Source organism: Flexilinea flocculi (assembly GCF_001192795.1).
Taxonomy (GTDB): domain Bacteria; phylum Chloroflexota; class Anaerolineae; order Anaerolineales; family Anaerolineaceae; genus Flexilinea; species Flexilinea flocculi.
Genome location: NZ_DF968181.1, coordinates 337475 through 353809, shown reverse-complemented (window position 1 = coordinate 353809; position 16335 = coordinate 337475). Strand labels below are relative to the sequence as shown.

Here is a 16335-nt window from a genome sequence, read left to right as displayed (position 1 = left end):
CAAAATCTCATTCTGTCATGTGAATGAGATTTTTTTGCTTAATGAAAATCACATGGATCAAGTAACTTCTTACAATCTTTCATTTTCACAACTTTTTCATAAAGCTTTTCTCAAAAGAGAAAAACAAATTTTTGAAAACGGAAAAAATGCTTTAAGAATATTCAACGGTTTTACAGAAGGTTTCCCGGAAATATCGATCGATCTTTATGGTCGCACACTCGTAATTCACTCTTTCAATAAAACGGAGGGAAACGCTTATCCATTGAGTACTGCAATCGGTGAAGATGCAGCAAACTGGATCCCCGACTTGAAATGTATCCTGCTGAAGGAACGTTTTTCAAAAAACCCGAAAAAGCAACAGGGAACAATATTATTTGGGAATCAGCCAGATGTTGAGATTGCTGAATGGGACACTCGTTATAAAATCAATTTGCAGCTAAATCGGGATTGCAGTTTTTACCTGGACAGCAGTCTTCTCCGAAAATGGCTGTTAGAAAACGCTGCCGGTAAAAGGGTTTTCAATACATTTGCTTACACGGGCAGTTTGGGAATGGCTGCTTTAGCTGGCAATGCGAAATTCGTAATCCAAACTGATCTGAATCCTCATTTTCTGCAAATTTTCTCGGAGACAGCAAAAATCAATCAAATCGATCCAAAAAGATATCGGATAATTCCCGGCAATTTTTTTCGGGTTGCTTCCGATTTACGACAAAATAACAATTTGTTTGATACTGTGATTATCGATCCGCCTTTCTTTTCAAAGACGGATGACGGAATTGTCGATCAGCTGCAAAATGGAATCAAATTGATCAATAAAATTCGCCCCTTAGTTGCAGAGGGCGGAAATATTATTACGATCAATAACGCCTTATTCCTTTCCGGCAAGGAGTACTTAGCCCAATTGGAGAAAATCTGCACAGATAGCTTTGTACAAATCAAAGACTTCATCCCTGTGCCAACCTCTTTTTTTGGAGGGGAATTCAACCAGGAACATATGCCGGCAGACCCAGCTCCATTTAATCATTCAACGAAAATTGTGATTCTTGAAGTTCATAGAAAAGATGGCCGCTATGAATAATATCAAGTTGATAAAAACGGTTGATCCGATTAAATCCCGACGAAAATTTCTCAAAATTCAGTTTGCAGGAGCCATCCTTGCTTCCCGTAAATTATTTATCAAAAAAGATATTGCAAAGAAATACCTTTGTCTTCATAAACCTTTAAGCTTTTTTTTGTTCGTTGTCTTATTTACCATTTCAATTTCCGGTTGTAAGGTCCGAATATTTGATCTGCAGCCGATCATTCCAACAATTCCTTCACCAACCGTTTATACGACACCGACAATCGTGATGCGGCAGACAAATCCACCCGAACCAGCAATCACGAATACGCCGCCTATTCATCTTGCGCCGACACAGATTTTGCAAATGACTGCAATTGACATTCTTGATCTGGTAATGATTAATGGCGCTGAAGGGTGGGGTATCGGAAAAATTCCCCAGGGTGAAGGAAAAATTGTTGTCAGAACCTCCGATGGAGGAGTCAATTGGAAGAATGTAACGCCTTATGAAGCAATTTATGCAAATGTGGGGAAAGATGTAGAAATTTCCACTTATTTTTTAGATGCGAATCGAGCATGGATACTATTTTGGGAAACCAATCAGTGGACACCGCAAACAGGGATGGATGTTTGGATGACAGCGGATGGTGGTGTAACGTGGAATTCTTCAAAATTGCCGGTTACCGGTTATACCATCCAATATTTTAATAATGCCGCAATCGGTTTTATCGATGCATCCATAGGATGGATTTTCGCCAATTTAGGTAAGAATCAGGATCGCGAATATATTGGTTTATATACTACCCATGATGGCGGTGAAAGCTGGACGCTGCGAGTCTCATCCGATTCGATTAATCTTCCGTCTAAAGGTGGAAAAAATGGCGCTGTTTTTCGGAATGCGTTGGAAGGTTGGATCAGCGGCAGTAACTCACGCGATGAGCCTGACACATTTTTATGGCAGACGACGGATGGCGGTAACACCTGGACGAAAGTAAATCTTCCAAAACCGGAAGGTGACAACATTCCCACCGATTTGTTTTCCAGCGGCGCCTATACATGTTCTTTAACCACTCCAAAATTTGTCGATTTTCAATATCAATATGCCTGGACGAAAATGACTTGCACCGGCGGTTCCCTTGAAAAGGCATTATCGGTGATTTATTGGACCTATGATGCGGGAAAATCCTGGCGGACAATGCAGCTTCCCAAAGCAGATGGTTCTCTCGAATTCTACGGAATTTACCAGGGGTGGTATTCTCAGCTTGCAGATCCGGGAGCAACTTCGGATTATGAAATACTTTATACCAGCAACGGCGGTGTCGACTGGAATGTCATCTCCCGCACTGCCTGGAAAAGTAAACTGCATTTTATTACACCGGTCATAGGTTGGGGGATTGTGGAATATCAGGGCAGAAATGCCATGGTAAAAACCGAAGACGGCGGGTTTACCTGGTCACAGATTCTGCCAATGGTCAATCCCTGATTCGTTTTCGCAGCAATTCGAAAATTGCATCCTAAGTATCGAGCTTATAACAAAATAAAGACATTTTTACGCTCAATATTTGAGTTATCAAGTTTTCAATCAGCCCCAAATTAGTATCAGTTAGTCGTATTAAAAGGCAATTTGACGAATCTTTATATTCCGTATAAGGATTGAATTCAATAAAATTCTTAGTCTCAGACCATTTATAGGTGCCTAACAACCTTTCCGCTCTGGTATCATCACAATCGATGAATAAGAAGCAAAAAACTTTCATGGGCAGTAATTTCAAAATTCAGGTATTCTTTACTATCTTTATTTTTTTGAAGATGAAAATAAATCCAGAATTGCTTTAATTATGGAATCCTTGTCGGATTTATCCGAAAGATTCTTGATGACCTCCATAACCTTGTCAATGAACTGATTTGATAGTCTTGAATTCAAAAGGTTTTTCACCCATTCAATATCTTCAACGGTTTTCTTCCCCAAGTAAACCTGTTCAAACGCATAAATTGATCCTTCGCCCAAAGCAGCGACGATGCTTCCAGCGATAATCGCATTCAACACGGCTGCTCCAATGTTTATTCCTGGAATTGCTTTAATTGCGCTGATTGCAGTTTTAGCGGCAATGCTTGCTGTCCCGACATTTATAATTGAATCAAAAAAATCCTTCGATTTCTCGTCTTTTTTGATTCCATAAATTTGAGAAAGCCCATAAATTAAACCGGTTTCTGTTGGACCTAAAATTAATCCGTCGGAAAAAGGAAGCGATACAGCTCCCACAACAACTGCCCCAGCTGTAACAACCCCAACAATACTATGGGCAAAAACTCTTTTACGATCGAGGATAAATTGTGCAATATCTATTTTAGCAGCCTTCATTCCTTCTGGCAGCAACTCATTTGTGGCTTCCAATAAGTCAGTAATTCCTTCTGGTGCCGCGTACGCATTGTCATTGATTGTAAATGTTTCTGCTACGACAGGGATGACTTTCTTAAGATTAATTGAATTGCGATTCTGCTTCGCAAAAGCATTATGCACCATTTCGGTATTCTTAATGCGATCAGGAACAGAGTAGGATTTTGTGATAACAACAATAACGGGAATCGATGGCCACATTTTTGTGGCCTTAGAAAGGTTATTTATTGTTTCCGGGAATAACTTGCTTGATGTTCCTTCAATGCAAAACCAGATCACATTTATCTGTGTATCCTTGTTTCCTTCTTTGACACTCTTTTTCGACCATTTTTCTACTGCTTTAATTGCCATTCTACTTTTCAACCATGATGGTTCAAATCCAACTGTATCGATAAGACGAAACGGAACAACATCATTTTGATAAATCTTTAATTCTCCAGTTGAGCCAGAAGTGCCAAAACCAGTTTTGGCACGATCTTCACCAAGAACTGAATTAATTAGGGTGGATTTACCAACGCCAGAATTACCAATTACTAATACATTACCTTTTTCCATATTTCTATCTTTCTCTAAAGTATTTTGTTATGTTAATAGACTGTAAACCAATGATTTTAAAAGACACGGTTTTTCCCGGTGAGTTGTCATACTCGAAGCAAAATATATTAGAATATTATTTCTGTTTTGACTTCATTCAATTTTTCGATTCAGTGTTTTTTGCGCATAAGCGCAAAAAACACATCGATATATGTCGATATACATCTATATCGCTTGCAAATTATTGCGTCAAATAATAAATACTGTGGATGCTTATTTATGAACCTCTTCAACATAAAGTTCAATTTTTTCGATGAGCTGTTCTTTTCAGAAACCTTCAGGTTTAACTTGATCGGTTGTACCGAATCTATGATGTGTTCATAAATCAATGTACTCTGAAAGAGAATCACATAGCTTCAATGGTGGCATATTGGGAATTGATTGGAATATTTCACCTGTTTCCGTTTGCCAAATGACAATGCTATCGATATGTGTTTCTTCAATAACATACCAATTCAACGGAACAGATGGATTATCCACACGTTCAGATATCGTAACCTCGATAACGTTTAAACGCGATAGGGTACAAATTCCGGTTAGTTCATGTCCAAAGACCGAAGCTGCTCCATAAGCGGAAAGATATTCCCTGTATTCAGGCGAAAATTGCACCCCTAACCTTTGTTCAGCAGTTGTTATTTGCTCATCTGTAGCTGGCATCATTCCTTTGAATGACCGCATGGCAGATATCTTTGATACGATTTTTGACACAATTAACTCCCTTTCAAAGATGTATCAAGCAGGCTTTTCCAAAACGAATTTTTTTGTTTTATCCAAGCAGTTCCATGATCGACTTCACTTACAGTATTTGATAAATTCTTATGAAGAATTCCTAAATTTTTATGATGTTGTTTTTGAGTCAGTATCGCAAGTGGAGAATCTGCCTTCTGTCCGATGTGATGTAACTCGTACGGGATTCCTTCTGGATCTAACGGAGCCAAGTCAGCAAGCACTCGTTCAACATTGGTTCTTCCATCAGGGCCAACATAATTCCAATCGATATCTTGTAAGTATGCCCAATTGCCATTGACCTTTGCAATTTTCAAATTCGCTTCCTTATACACAGTATATTCTTTCACGGAATGAAAATTCTTGATAAAAGGCAATGGAAGTTTTGATTCCCGTTGAATTATTGCAGCTTGATTCATGGTCAATCCATTTCGTGCTGCTCCATAAAGCGCATTTGCACCGCTGATTCCTCCTGAAAATGTTCCGGTAATCGCTCCCCATTTGAAACTTTCACTACCTGTAAGCACGGCAGACTTAAGCATCTCATCGAAGTCTTTGGTTTCTATCCCTGTCACAATTCCTGCGGCAACACTGCTGAGCACGCCAGAAGACAAGGCCACTGCAGTACCTGTTTTAGCCGACATGGCTAAAATAACACTGACAGCTGGAGCTATTCCACTTGTAACAGCCGAGACAGTAACACAGACGAGTATGATACCGGCACCGGTTGCCAAATTTCTTATGACTTGTTCGTAAGTATCATTGTAATTTTCAAATTTCTGTACAATTGTCCGTCCGTCATCACCCAATGTAAAAATAAACTTTTCACCTTGGAACTGGGCTTCAATTTCTTCGAGAGTATATCCAAAATAGATATTCTTTCGAGAATTAGAAGTCAGATCATCAAGGTATTCTTTTGAAACATAGATTGCCTGGACATTTTCTACAAAATAAGAATCACTTTCAAGCTCGGTTACCAAATCATTGTAAACAGCCTCCTCCACATATGGTAAAAGAGCAGAATCGCGCAAATTTGGAAAACTTACAGCAGCAGTCTGTGTCTCTGACTCATTTTCAGATAGAGAGACCTCTGTATCTTGAAAAAACAATGTGTTCTCAGGCGTCGGAACAATTGTTACTATATGTGCAGTTTCTTGTGTTATAGATTTTTGTGGTAAACAGCCAGTCAAGAGGAAAATAAAGACTAAGAGTAAAGAAATGATTCTTTTCATTTGTCGAATTCCTCTTTTTCATCATTTGATAAGTCATTGATCATTGTCTCGTTCACTGTATCTTCCACAATCGTTATATCATTTGATAAATCTTTTTTTAAACCATTTCGTTTTCGAATAAAAAATATGCACAGTACACAAACAGGTACAAGGATCACAATAGACCAAATCACACGATTCCTCAATCTTTTTTCGCTGTCTGGTTGAAAATCAGTTTTTAATTGGGTTGTTCTCTCATAAATTGGGGATTGAGTTACTTTGGCACTTACTGTTTGTGCATCGGTTGTTGTTACAGTAGGGGGCACAATTTGTGGTGGAATGATTGAACCATCATCAGCGACTTGAGCTCCAGCCGCAAGTTGTTCTTTTATTTCATTGAGTGAAAGATTTGAGGTAACAAGAGCTTTGAGAACATTATTGGTACCCACATATATTTTCTTCGTGGTGGTCTCATTGGTATATCGATTTTTAACCGTAATAGTGTAGATTCCTTCTTCTGTATATTGATCTCCATCTTTTGCAGGTATGTTGAATCGAACCTCTTCAGTTAATCCATCAGCGCTATCGTTCAGAACTTCCTTTTTGATATTGATATCAAGATAACGAGATTTTGCCAGATCAAGAAAGAATCCATCTTCGGTAATCGAACTATTCATTAATTCACTATTTGTAATTACATCTAGTGGGTAAATCATGCAGTTTCCATTGCGAACAGAAAAACTAAAGAAGATTCTATAATTTGTATAAGTCGGCAAAATAGAATGCCCTGCAATGGCCATCGGGCTCTTCTTTATTTCATAGTTCAATGCAATTTCATAATCACCCTCTTCGAAAAGTTCTACCTCGGTATCTGATAGCAATGAAGTTTTTGCCGCCAAAAAATCTGTATAAAGAACAGGATTCCCAGGCAAATTCTGATAATCCGTATGCCTTGTTATTAAAGTGCCTCTACCAAAATTGGTTTTGGTGATTCCAAAATATTCATCAAAACCATTTTGATCTTCGGCGATAGAAAGTGTTGAATCGTTATTCAGCATATCCATGTCTTGCTCAAGGTTAAACCAAAGAGTAACTTTATCAGCAGGATTTTTAAGAAATACGGGATTGTCTTTGTCATCTTTTGTTTCCCGTGTGTATCCACTTACAAAAAATTTACCAAGTATCCAGCCAAAATGGGGATCTTTATATTCGATCTTGTTTGTTTCCGAATAACCGTCATCCCAACCTGTATTTACTGGGGAACCGAGATAATATCTAACCGCATTATTCTGATTAGTTAAGTCTTCAGCAAAAGTCTGAATCGGATAAAACGTTCCCCAGAATACGAACAATCCTATTAAGAAAATTAGTGTACAGATAATTCTTTTCATAATTCTCTCTTTTGAAAATTTTTTGTAATAACGTTATTCCATTTTGCAATTTGCAGGTAAAAAGCGTTTCGGTTTCTTATTATAACCGAATAATAAACCGACAAGAAACTTTTCGAATAAATCTAAGAAGTGAAAGACAATTTTGTGAAATTCTCAGATTCTTCAATGGAACGTAGGGGATGACTCCGGCAAATGTAATTTTTGGAGGAGTTTATAAGAAAAAGATTGTTTATTCTTTATTGGTAAATTTTATTGATGGAATTAATACTAAATGTGATCAAAGAGACACTTTTGAGCGGAACATACAAACTAAAGGGCTATAAATATTTCTTCTTATAGTTTTGGAAACATCTCATTTCGTTGAATGATTACCCGTATAAAGAAACTTTTTCCAATGCCCTACGTATTTATATTAATACAAATAAATTTTTATTAATATTAAATTCGGAAGCCGAATATAAATGAACGTTATTTTGTCATTACTTTTTCTTTTATTTACAATGCTGTCAGCGATCAGTTTATTAGAACTGGACAAATTCGATTCATATCGTGACCAGAATGACAAAATTTAAACACTGTAACGTACTGTATTATTCTCCGGTTTGACCTGAAGTGACTTTCTCATGCCCTCGGTGTAATATTGACTTTTGTGTAACGTAAGCCCCCAGGAACAACAAAAAACTGCACAGAACAACATCCCATCGTAAAGGAATTTTCAAAATTACCGATGATGAAATGGTTGACAGGACAACCGTGAAAAGTGAAAAGAATCGTACGAGATTTGAATTTCCTCTGCTGATACCGAGATCCCAAAATAGATACGCTAAAAGCGAAGGGAATATGATTGTATAGAGCAACGGAAACCATATTTCAATCGTCCAATTCGATTTTTCCCGAAACACAAGGCTTAGAATCAGAGCAATAATGCCATCGAACAGCATAAAAAGCGGCAGCGCCGTTTCGCTCTTTTCTCTTCCTGCAAGAAATTTGGTCACAAACGCAGAATAAAAAGCCCAATCGACCGCTGCAATGAAAGTACTCAGATAAGCGATCCACGAACGATCAGAAAAAATCGAACGCTGATCCAATGAGCCACCCTGAAGCGAGATGTAACTTGTAGAAAAAATCGTAATCACAACACCTGCGAAAAAATATAGCTTTCGAAACCGGTTTTTCAAGATCGGGATTGAGACAATAATCGTTAAAATCGGCCAGAGGTAATTTAATGCGGTGATGATTAAAATTTGTGAACGGTTTTCACATAACGCAATACCGTAATTCAGAGCGAGATGGTTGATTGTGAATAATATACTGCAACTGATCAGATAGGCCTTTGGAAGCTGTAGCAGCGAAGCAATGCTTTTCCGCTGAAAAAGCATTAAAAGGATTAATACCCCGCCGGAAAAAATCATCTCGATGCTGCTTGTCATGAACGGGCCTAAAGATTCCAGCAATATTCTGGAAAATCCCATGTTGGAACCCCAGAGCAATACTGCGATGATACCGAATGCTGTATTTTTTTTGCTCACAAAAAGAATCCACCTTTTCAGTCATCATCCAGAGACCAAAAAATGGATCATGACAAGTTTATTGAATAAAGAGTCTGTTTTATGCGATCCAATAATAATTAATCCAACCGCTGAAAAAGAGAATTTGCAGGATAATAAAGATTCCGCAAATCGCCGTGAATACTTTTTGATTGGACAAAAAGTGGCCGGCGAACAGGAAAATGGGGAAAATTGCAGCCGTATAACGCGTCATCGAAAATAAGTTGCCGGTCAGAATCAGGATCAATGTTGCGCATAATGCATAAATGCCATATGCTTTTTGGGGAATTTTTATCAATAAGACAATACTCAGGATGAATGACAGCGTAATCATCAGCGTATCGATCACGGCAATACGATTGAAACGATTAAAAAGTGGTTCAAAATAACTTGAAAAGAATGAAACCCCTATGGAACGTCCCCAGGAACCTTGTGCTTCAAAAAATACAAAGAAATTACCTGTCAGGCGATACAATCCAAAAAAGAATACAAGAATACCCATTGGCGCCAGGAGCAGCCAGCAGATGTCAGAACGAATTGATCTGAATTTCCAATTCTTTTTGGAGAGATAGATCCATCCCAGGGGAATCAGGATCAGGATTCCATGCGGCCGCGTCAATGCGGCGAACATGGAAAAAAATCCTGCCGCTCTCCATTCGTTTTTTTCAGCAAACACGAGGGAAAAAACGATCAAAAATAAAAACAAGCTTTCCGTGTAAAAAGCTGAGAAGTAGAATCCGGCAGGAATGCACAAATAAAGCAGTATAGCTTTTTTGGCTGATTCTTCTCCGAATAAAGTTTTTCCTAATTCGTATAAACCAAACAGAGCCAGGATAAAACAAATATTCGAAATCATCAGTCCGGTCAGAAGGAAAAAGCTTTCAGTCTGCAGAGAATCAGGAAGCCAGAAAGTGAATATTTTAATGAGATACGGGTACAACGGGAAAAAGGCAATATTACTGTATTGCGAGCTGATATCCTGCGGGATCGTATACCCATATTGCACAATAGAAAGATACCATTTGCTGTCCCATCGACACCAGATATCAATCCACCACTTTGGGGATAAAAAATAACCTTGATCGATGTATTTCTGATAGATCGGATTACCCGCAAAATATGGAGAAAACCATGCAATGATCAGAAGCAATGCTCTTGACAGGCACCAGCTTTCAAGTATTCTGATAAAGACAACTTGATGGGAACGAATCCATTGGATAGCTGCGGTATCCTTGATTTTTCGTGCGATCTTTGAGCTTGTCATAATTAGCTACAATTTTACCGCTGAAAAAGCAGCAATTCGAAATATGAACATACTTTTTGACTGATTGATTTGAATAACAAGTCTTTCATTCGAATTTCAGAATCCAGACAGAAGGCATAAATCATTGTAAAATTATCAGATATTCGTAGACTTTTTGACAGGAAACATTAACGATATAACGCAATGAAGATCCGAACTGTATTCTTTGATCTTGGGAACACCCTCTTATACAACCAGCGGTTAAACAGCAACAGCATTCGCATTGCCTGTGAAAAATTAGCCGAAGCATTTCAAGCATTCAATTATCCTGTCCATCCCAATGAGCTGGCGGAAAAGCATTTTCAAAACCTGATGAATTATTACAATTTGCGAGAAATGGATTATATCGAACATAGCGCAGATATCATTCTTTCTCATACTCTCGAGGAAATGGGTTTCAGCCATGTTCCAGAAGAACACATTTTAAAATCTTTAAAAGCTTTTTATGCAAGTACTGAAGCGAATTGGTACCTTACTGATTATGCAATAGACACTTTGGAACTGCTGCAAAACCAGAATTTAAAAATCGGTTTGATCACCAATGCAAGCTATGCGGAAGATATCCGACAGCTTCTACAAAAATATCATCTCGAAAAATACTTCCAAAGTGTGATCATTTCTGCAGAGACAGGATACCGAAAACCTCGACAGGAGATTTTTGATTTAGCGTTATATTCATTGGTAAGCAGTCCCGCAGAAAGTGTGATGGTCGGAGATTCCTTTATGGCTGATATCTGGGGCGCATACAAAAAAGGGATGCACACAATCTGGTTCAATCGATATGCGGTTTCATCGCAATTAATGCTACCATTATGCAAACCGGATGCTGTAACATCTTCTTTGAAAAAGGTCCTCGAAATTATCAAAACTTTTGAAAAAATCTTTTAAATCTGACAATTTGGACAAAAATGCGCAGATCGCTGTCCAATGACCGATCTTTCTATGAGAGTGCCACAACGATAACAAGGCTTACCGCTGCGATGATATACCTGAAAATGGTTTTGAAAATTTCCACCCCGATAAACCCAATCAATACTGGCTCCGTTTTGCGCAATACCAGCCTGCAGGACATTTTGAATGGCATGTGTCAATTGATCTATTTCCGCATCGGATAAATCATCTGCTTTTCGATTGGGATGAATTCCCGCCCGGTATAAGGCTTCGTCTGAATAAATATTGCCAATACCCGCAATGAAAGTCTGATCCAACAGTAACGTCTTGATCACTTTCTTTTTCTTTCGGGCATTTTCTTTCATCCACGCTGCTGTAAAAGAAGAAGAAAACGGTTCGATGCCAAGCTTTTGAAATACATATTCCGGATGATTGATAAGCCAGATGCGTCCAAATTTTCGCGGATCATTAAAGACAAGCCGGTAACTGTCACAAAATTCGATAAGAAAACGGTCATGTTTTTTGTTGATTTGAGAGTTTTGCGATTCCACACGAAGATCGCCGCTCATTCGCAGATGAATGATCAGGAATTTCGGGGGAATTGAAAGAATTATGTATTTGCCTCTGCGCGTAATGTCTTCAATCGTTTTTCCAGGGAACCATGACAGAAAATTATCTCCTTCATCGGAGAAGGCTAACGTTCGATACCAAAATAAATCGGCATGTTGTATCAGCCGATTTAGAATTGGTTCTCCGGTCATTCCACCAAACTTTAGAGAACGAACAAATGTTTCAACTTCAGGAAGTTCCGGCATTGGATTTTATTCGTTAAACATTGCTCCCACACTGATGCCGCGATTGGCACGTGCAATTACTTCGCCTAATAAATCTGCTACGCTGAGGATTACTAATCGGTCGCCAAATAAGAGTTTCGATGCTTCCGGTATCGGGATTGTATCCGTTGTGATAAACCTTTTTGCCGGAGAAGCAGACAATCGTTCCGCAGCATTTCCAGAAAACACCGCATGAACAAAAGTCACATATACATCTTTCGCACCCATTTTGGTTAATATGCGAATCGCATTGTCCATCGATCCGCCAGTATCAATTTCATCATCGACCAGAATGACATCCCGGTTTTGGACATCGCCGATAACCGTCAACGCTTCTGCTTTTGCATCGTTGCCTGTTCGTCGTTTCTCAACAAAAGCAAGCGGTAAATCCAATACTTCAGCAATATTCCTTGCTTTTTTTGCAAATCCCAGGTCTGTTGAAACGACAACTGGGCTCGTCAAACCTGGTTTCAATTTTTTCAGATATTCCAGTAATTTGTGATAAGCGGTTAATGCATCGCCAGGAATGCTGAAAAAACCCTGTATCTGACCCGCATGCACATCCACCATCATATAGCGGTCTGCACCTGCAACTTCGACAATATCCGCAATTAATCGAGCTGTTATCGGAACACGAGGCTGATCTTTCTTATCCGATCGTGCATAACATAGGTATGGAATGACAGCAGTAATTCTGGCGGCAGAATCCAATCTTAATGTCTGGATTAATATCAATAATTCCATCAAATTTCGATGAACCGGTCTGGATGTTGTTTGAATCACGTAGCAGTCCTGGCCACGTACACTGCTTTTCAATTGCACAAACAGATTTTCATTGGGAAATTCAATAATATCCCGATCACAAAGCGGAACTTTCAAATATTCTGCTATTTTTTTTGCCAACGGGATACAGCTTGTACCAGTAAATAATTTAATATCACCATACATCAAATCATGTCGATGACTCAGCATTTATTTCTCTCCGGTTCATTTTTTATTTATCACGCATATGAAAAAGTATAGCATTATTATCTACTAATTTTTTCAGAATAATTTAATGTAGTTACTAATTCAATTTTTTCACAAGCAAAACGGGGGGATATATGGGGGGGATGGTATTAACAAAAAAAAGTCATGTTGGCAATGACCTACTCTCCCAGGAGGTCGCCCTCCAAGTACCATCGGCGTTGACGCGCTTGACTTCCGGGTTCGAGATGTTTCCGGGTATACCCACGTCCCTCTGGTCACCAACATGACTTTCTATTTCTTCTTTCACTGAATCTCAGTATGTAGTATCCTTTTTTCCTTTTACAGAAAACCGACCTGTTCCTTACATCACGTCTCAAGCCTTCGATCATTAGTACTGGTTTGCTCAATCCATCACTGAACTTTCACTCCCAGCCTATCTAGCACGTAGTCTCCGTGCGATCTTATTCATTCCTGATAAGAGAACTTATCTTGAAGCAAGTTTCCCACTTAGATGCTTTCAGCGGTTATCTCTCCCAAACGTGGCTACTCAGCTATGCAATTGGCATTACAACTGACACACCAGAGGTTTGTCCACCCCGGTCCTCTCGTACTAGGGGCAGCCCTTCTCAATTCTCTTTCGCCCACAGCGGATAGAGACCGACCTGTCTCACGACGGTCTGAACCCAGCTCGCGTACCGCTTTAACCGGCGAACAGCCGGACCCTTGGGACCTTGTACAGCCCCAGGATGCGATGAGCCGACATCGAGGTGCCGAGCGAAGTCGTCGATGTGAACTCTTGGACTTCACCAGCCTGTTATCCCCGGGGTAGCTTTTATCCGGTAAGCCACGACCATTCCACTCTGTATCGTGGGATCACTAAGCCCTACTTTCGTATCTGCTCGACGCGTTGGTCTTGCAGTTAAGCTCCCTTCTGCCTTTACACTCTCCGACAGGTTTCCATTCTGTCTGAGGGAACCTTTGGGCGCCTCCGTTACCTTTTTGGAGGCGACCGCCCCAGTCAAACTGCCTGCCTGACACGGTCCCCTACCCGGTTTACGGCGTAGGGTTAGAGCCCAAATATCATCAGGGTGGTATTTCACTGGCGACTCCACCAAGGCTGGCGCCCTAGTTTCATAGTCTCCCACCTATCCTACACAAATTATACCTAAACTCAATGCCAAGTTACAGTAAAGCTCCACGGGGTCTTTTTGTCCTGCTGCGGGTAGGCCGCATCTTCACAGCCATTTCAATTTCACCGGGTCTATCGTTGAGACAGTGTTCTAGTTGTTACGCCGTTCGTGCGGGTCGGAACTTACCCGACAAGGAATTTCGCTACCTTAGGACCGTTATAGTTACGGCCGCCGTTCACCGGGGCTTCATTTCTGAGCTTCGTGTCTTTCAACACTAACCCCTCCACTTAACCTTCCGGCACTGGGCAGGCGTCAGCCCCTATACTTCGTCTTTCGACTTCGCAGAGACCTGTGGTTTTGCTAACCAGTCACTAGAACCCTTTCACTGCGACTCATGATCCCTATTTATCAGAATCTTGAGCACCCCTTCTCCCTAAGTTACGGGGCTATTTTGCCTAGTTCCTTAACGATAGTTCTCCCGTTCGTCTTAGTATTCTCTACTCATCTACCAGTGTCGGTTTGCGGTACGGGCAATATCATTTCATCGTTTAGAAGTTTTTCTTGACAACAAGGTCCATCTCAGTTCCGGCTTGCGCCTCCTGACTTCCCTCGGCTCAAACTGGGCTTTTCACTCCAGCTCTCTTCACCTACCGTTCATCCACCTAAATCCACTAATAGGCTGGACTTCCTTATTGTGTCTCTCCATCACTCCCTGATATCGGTGCTGGATTATTAACCAGCTGTCCATCGACTACGCTTTTCAGCCTCGCCTTAGGCCCCGACTAACCCGACGCAGATTGACTTGACGTCGGAAACCTTAGATTTTTGACGAACATGGTTCTCACATGTTTTACGCTACTTATGCCTGCATTCTCACTTCTGTACGCTCCAAGACTCCTTCCGGTATCCCTTCTCCGCATACAGAACGCTCCCCTACCGATCGTCTTCTTCAGACAATCCCATGGCTTCGGTACTATGCTTAGCCCCGTTACGTTTTCCGCGCAGAATCACTTGACCAGTGAGCTATTACGCACTCTTTAAAGGGTTGCTGCTTCTGAGCGAACCTCCTGGTTGTCTTTGTAACTCCACATCGTTTCCCACTTAGCATAGATTTGGGGACCTTAGCCGATGATCTGGGCTGTTTCCCTCTCGACTACGAATCTCATCACCCGCAGTCCGACTATAAAGATTCCATCTGTGGCATTCGGAGTTTGTTTGGATTCGATAAGTCTTTGACCCTCTTGTCCAGTCAGTGCTCTACCTCCACACATTATTCTTTACGCTAGTCCTAAAACTATTTCGGGGAGAACAAGCTATCTCTGAATTCGTTTGGCATATCACCCCTAACCACAAGTCATCCCTCAACTTTGCAGCGTTGAAAGGTTCGGTCTTCCACGAGGGCTTAATCTCGCTTCATCCTGCTCATGGTTAGCTCATCCAGTTTCGTGTCTAATCGTTGCGACTCTTTCGCCCTATTCAGACTCGCTTTCGCTTCGGCTCCGGGTTTCTCTCCCTTAACCTCGCCACAACTATTAACTCGCAGGCTCATTCTCCAAGAGGCACGCCGTCAGGCTTTGTCTTTCGACCATTGCCCTCCGACTGCTTGTAAGCTTACGGTTTCAGGTTCTTTTTCACTCCCCTTATCGGGGTACTTTTCACCTTTCCCTCACGGTACTTGTCCTCTATCGGTCGCTGTGTGTGTTTAGCCTTGGGAAGTGGACTCCCCAGCTTCATACCGTATTAGCGTGCACGGTACTACTCAGGTGTCAGTACGGTGTGCTCCCTATTTCGCGTACGGGGCTCTCACCCCCTCTGGCTGACTTTCCCAAGTCATTCCGCTATAGTTCGCCTTTTTTCACTTTTTGTACTGATCCTACAACCCCTCCATGAATCTCTTCATCTCGGTTTGGGCTTCTCCCATTTCGCTCGCCACTACTTTGGGAATATTCTCTTTTCCTCCGGGTACTTAGATGTTTCAGTTCCCCGGGTTCCCTTTCTCATACTATCTTTTTCATATGAGAATAACAGAGGTTCTCTCTGTTGGGTTTCCCCATTCGGATATTCTGGGATCGGCGCTCGTTCACAGCTCCCCCAGACTTTTCGCAGTGTCCCACGTCCTTCTTCGGCACTCAGCGCCAAGGCATCCTCCGTAAGCTCTTAGTAGCTTTTCACGTGATGTAAGGAACAGATCTTTTTTCTGTTCTTTTTCTTTCTTACTTCACTCGGTTTTTGCTTTGACTTTCGTCTTTTTTTGTTTTTTTCTTTTCGTTCAGCTTTTATGC

11 protein-coding genes and 2 rRNA genes are annotated in these 16335 nt (G+C 40.7%); 3 read left to right on the top strand and 10 right to left on the bottom strand.

The genetic code is table 11. The features are described from left to right. Window positions 1-52 precede the first annotated feature (52 nt). Window positions 53-1078, top strand: coding sequence for a class I SAM-dependent methyltransferase (locus tag ATC1_RS06465; RefSeq protein WP_062279476.1), 1026 nt, complete (start codon window positions 53-55; stop codon window positions 1076-1078). Further along, window positions 1071-2543 carry a beta propeller repeat protein gene (locus ATC1_RS06460; RefSeq protein WP_062279474.1) on the top strand — a complete coding sequence of 491 codons (1473 nt, stop codon included), beginning with the start codon at window positions 1071-1073 and terminating at the stop codon, window positions 2541-2543. The genes ATC1_RS06465 and ATC1_RS06460 overlap by 8 nt, the downstream gene beginning before the upstream one ends. A gap of 312 nt (window positions 2544-2855) precedes the next feature. On the opposite strand, the gene ATC1_RS06455 is transcribed toward ATC1_RS06460, so the two are convergent. The 6 genes from ATC1_RS06455 to ATC1_RS06430 form a co-directional block, all read right to left on the bottom strand. Further along, the gene (locus ATC1_RS06455; RefSeq protein WP_062279472.1) at window positions 2856-4013 is read right to left on the bottom strand and encodes a GTPase; all 1158 of its coding nucleotides are present in this window, start codon (window positions 4011-4013) and stop codon (window positions 2856-2858) included. Between the two features lie 357 nt (window positions 4014-4370). Beyond that, window positions 4371-4760: an SMI1/KNR4 family protein gene (locus tag ATC1_RS06450; protein ID WP_062279470.1), complete on the bottom strand. Its 390-nt coding sequence runs from the start codon at window positions 4758-4760 to the stop codon at window positions 4371-4373. A 2-nt stretch (window positions 4761-4762) separates the two neighbouring features. Further along, window positions 4763-6010: an HNH/ENDO VII family nuclease gene (locus tag ATC1_RS06445; protein ID WP_062279468.1), complete on the bottom strand. Its 1248-nt coding sequence runs from the start codon at window positions 6008-6010 to the stop codon at window positions 4763-4765. Beyond that, a complete protein-coding gene (locus tag ATC1_RS06440) occupies window positions 6007-7380 on the bottom strand; it encodes a hypothetical protein (RefSeq protein WP_062279467.1) in 1374 nt (457 codons plus the stop codon). The genes ATC1_RS06445 and ATC1_RS06440 overlap by 4 nt, the downstream gene beginning before the upstream one ends. Before the next feature lie 590 nt (window positions 7381-7970). Beyond that, window positions 7971-8909 (bottom strand): EamA family transporter, encoded by a 939-nt coding sequence (locus ATC1_RS06435; RefSeq protein WP_062279465.1) that lies wholly within the window; start codon window positions 8907-8909, stop codon window positions 7971-7973. A gap of 79 nt (window positions 8910-8988) precedes the next feature. After that, window positions 8989-10191: a glycosyltransferase family 39 protein gene (locus ATC1_RS06430; protein ID WP_062279463.1), complete on the bottom strand. Its 1203-nt coding sequence runs from the start codon at window positions 10189-10191 to the stop codon at window positions 8989-8991. A gap of 183 nt (window positions 10192-10374) precedes the next feature. On the opposite strand from ATC1_RS06430, the gene ATC1_RS06425 reads away from it, so the two are divergent. Further along, complete coding sequence (locus ATC1_RS06425; RefSeq protein ID WP_062279461.1) at window positions 10375-11118, top strand: HAD family hydrolase; 744 nt, start codon at window positions 10375-10377, stop codon at window positions 11116-11118. Here ATC1_RS06425 and mutM read toward each other — a convergent pair. The 4 genes from mutM to ATC1_RS06405 all read right to left on the bottom strand — a co-directional run bounded on the left by mutM (window position 11115) and on the right by ATC1_RS06405 (window position 16224). Further along, window positions 11115-11936 (bottom strand): DNA-formamidopyrimidine glycosylase, encoded by an 822-nt coding sequence (gene mutM, locus ATC1_RS06420; RefSeq protein ID WP_062279459.1) that lies wholly within the window; start codon window positions 11934-11936, stop codon window positions 11115-11117. The two genes, ATC1_RS06425 and mutM, sit on opposite strands and share 4 nt — an antisense overlap. Before the next feature lie 6 nt (window positions 11937-11942). Next, window positions 11943-12926 (bottom strand): ribose-phosphate diphosphokinase, encoded by a 984-nt coding sequence (locus ATC1_RS06415; RefSeq protein WP_236688122.1) that lies wholly within the window; start codon window positions 12924-12926, stop codon window positions 11943-11945. Window positions 12927-13089: 163 nt separating this feature from the next. After that, window positions 13090-13206 (bottom strand): 5S ribosomal RNA (gene rrf, locus ATC1_RS06410). Window positions 13207-13292: 86 nt separating this feature from the next. Beyond that, window positions 13293-16224, bottom strand: a 23S ribosomal RNA gene (locus tag ATC1_RS06405). Window positions 16225-16335 lie beyond the last annotated feature (111 nt).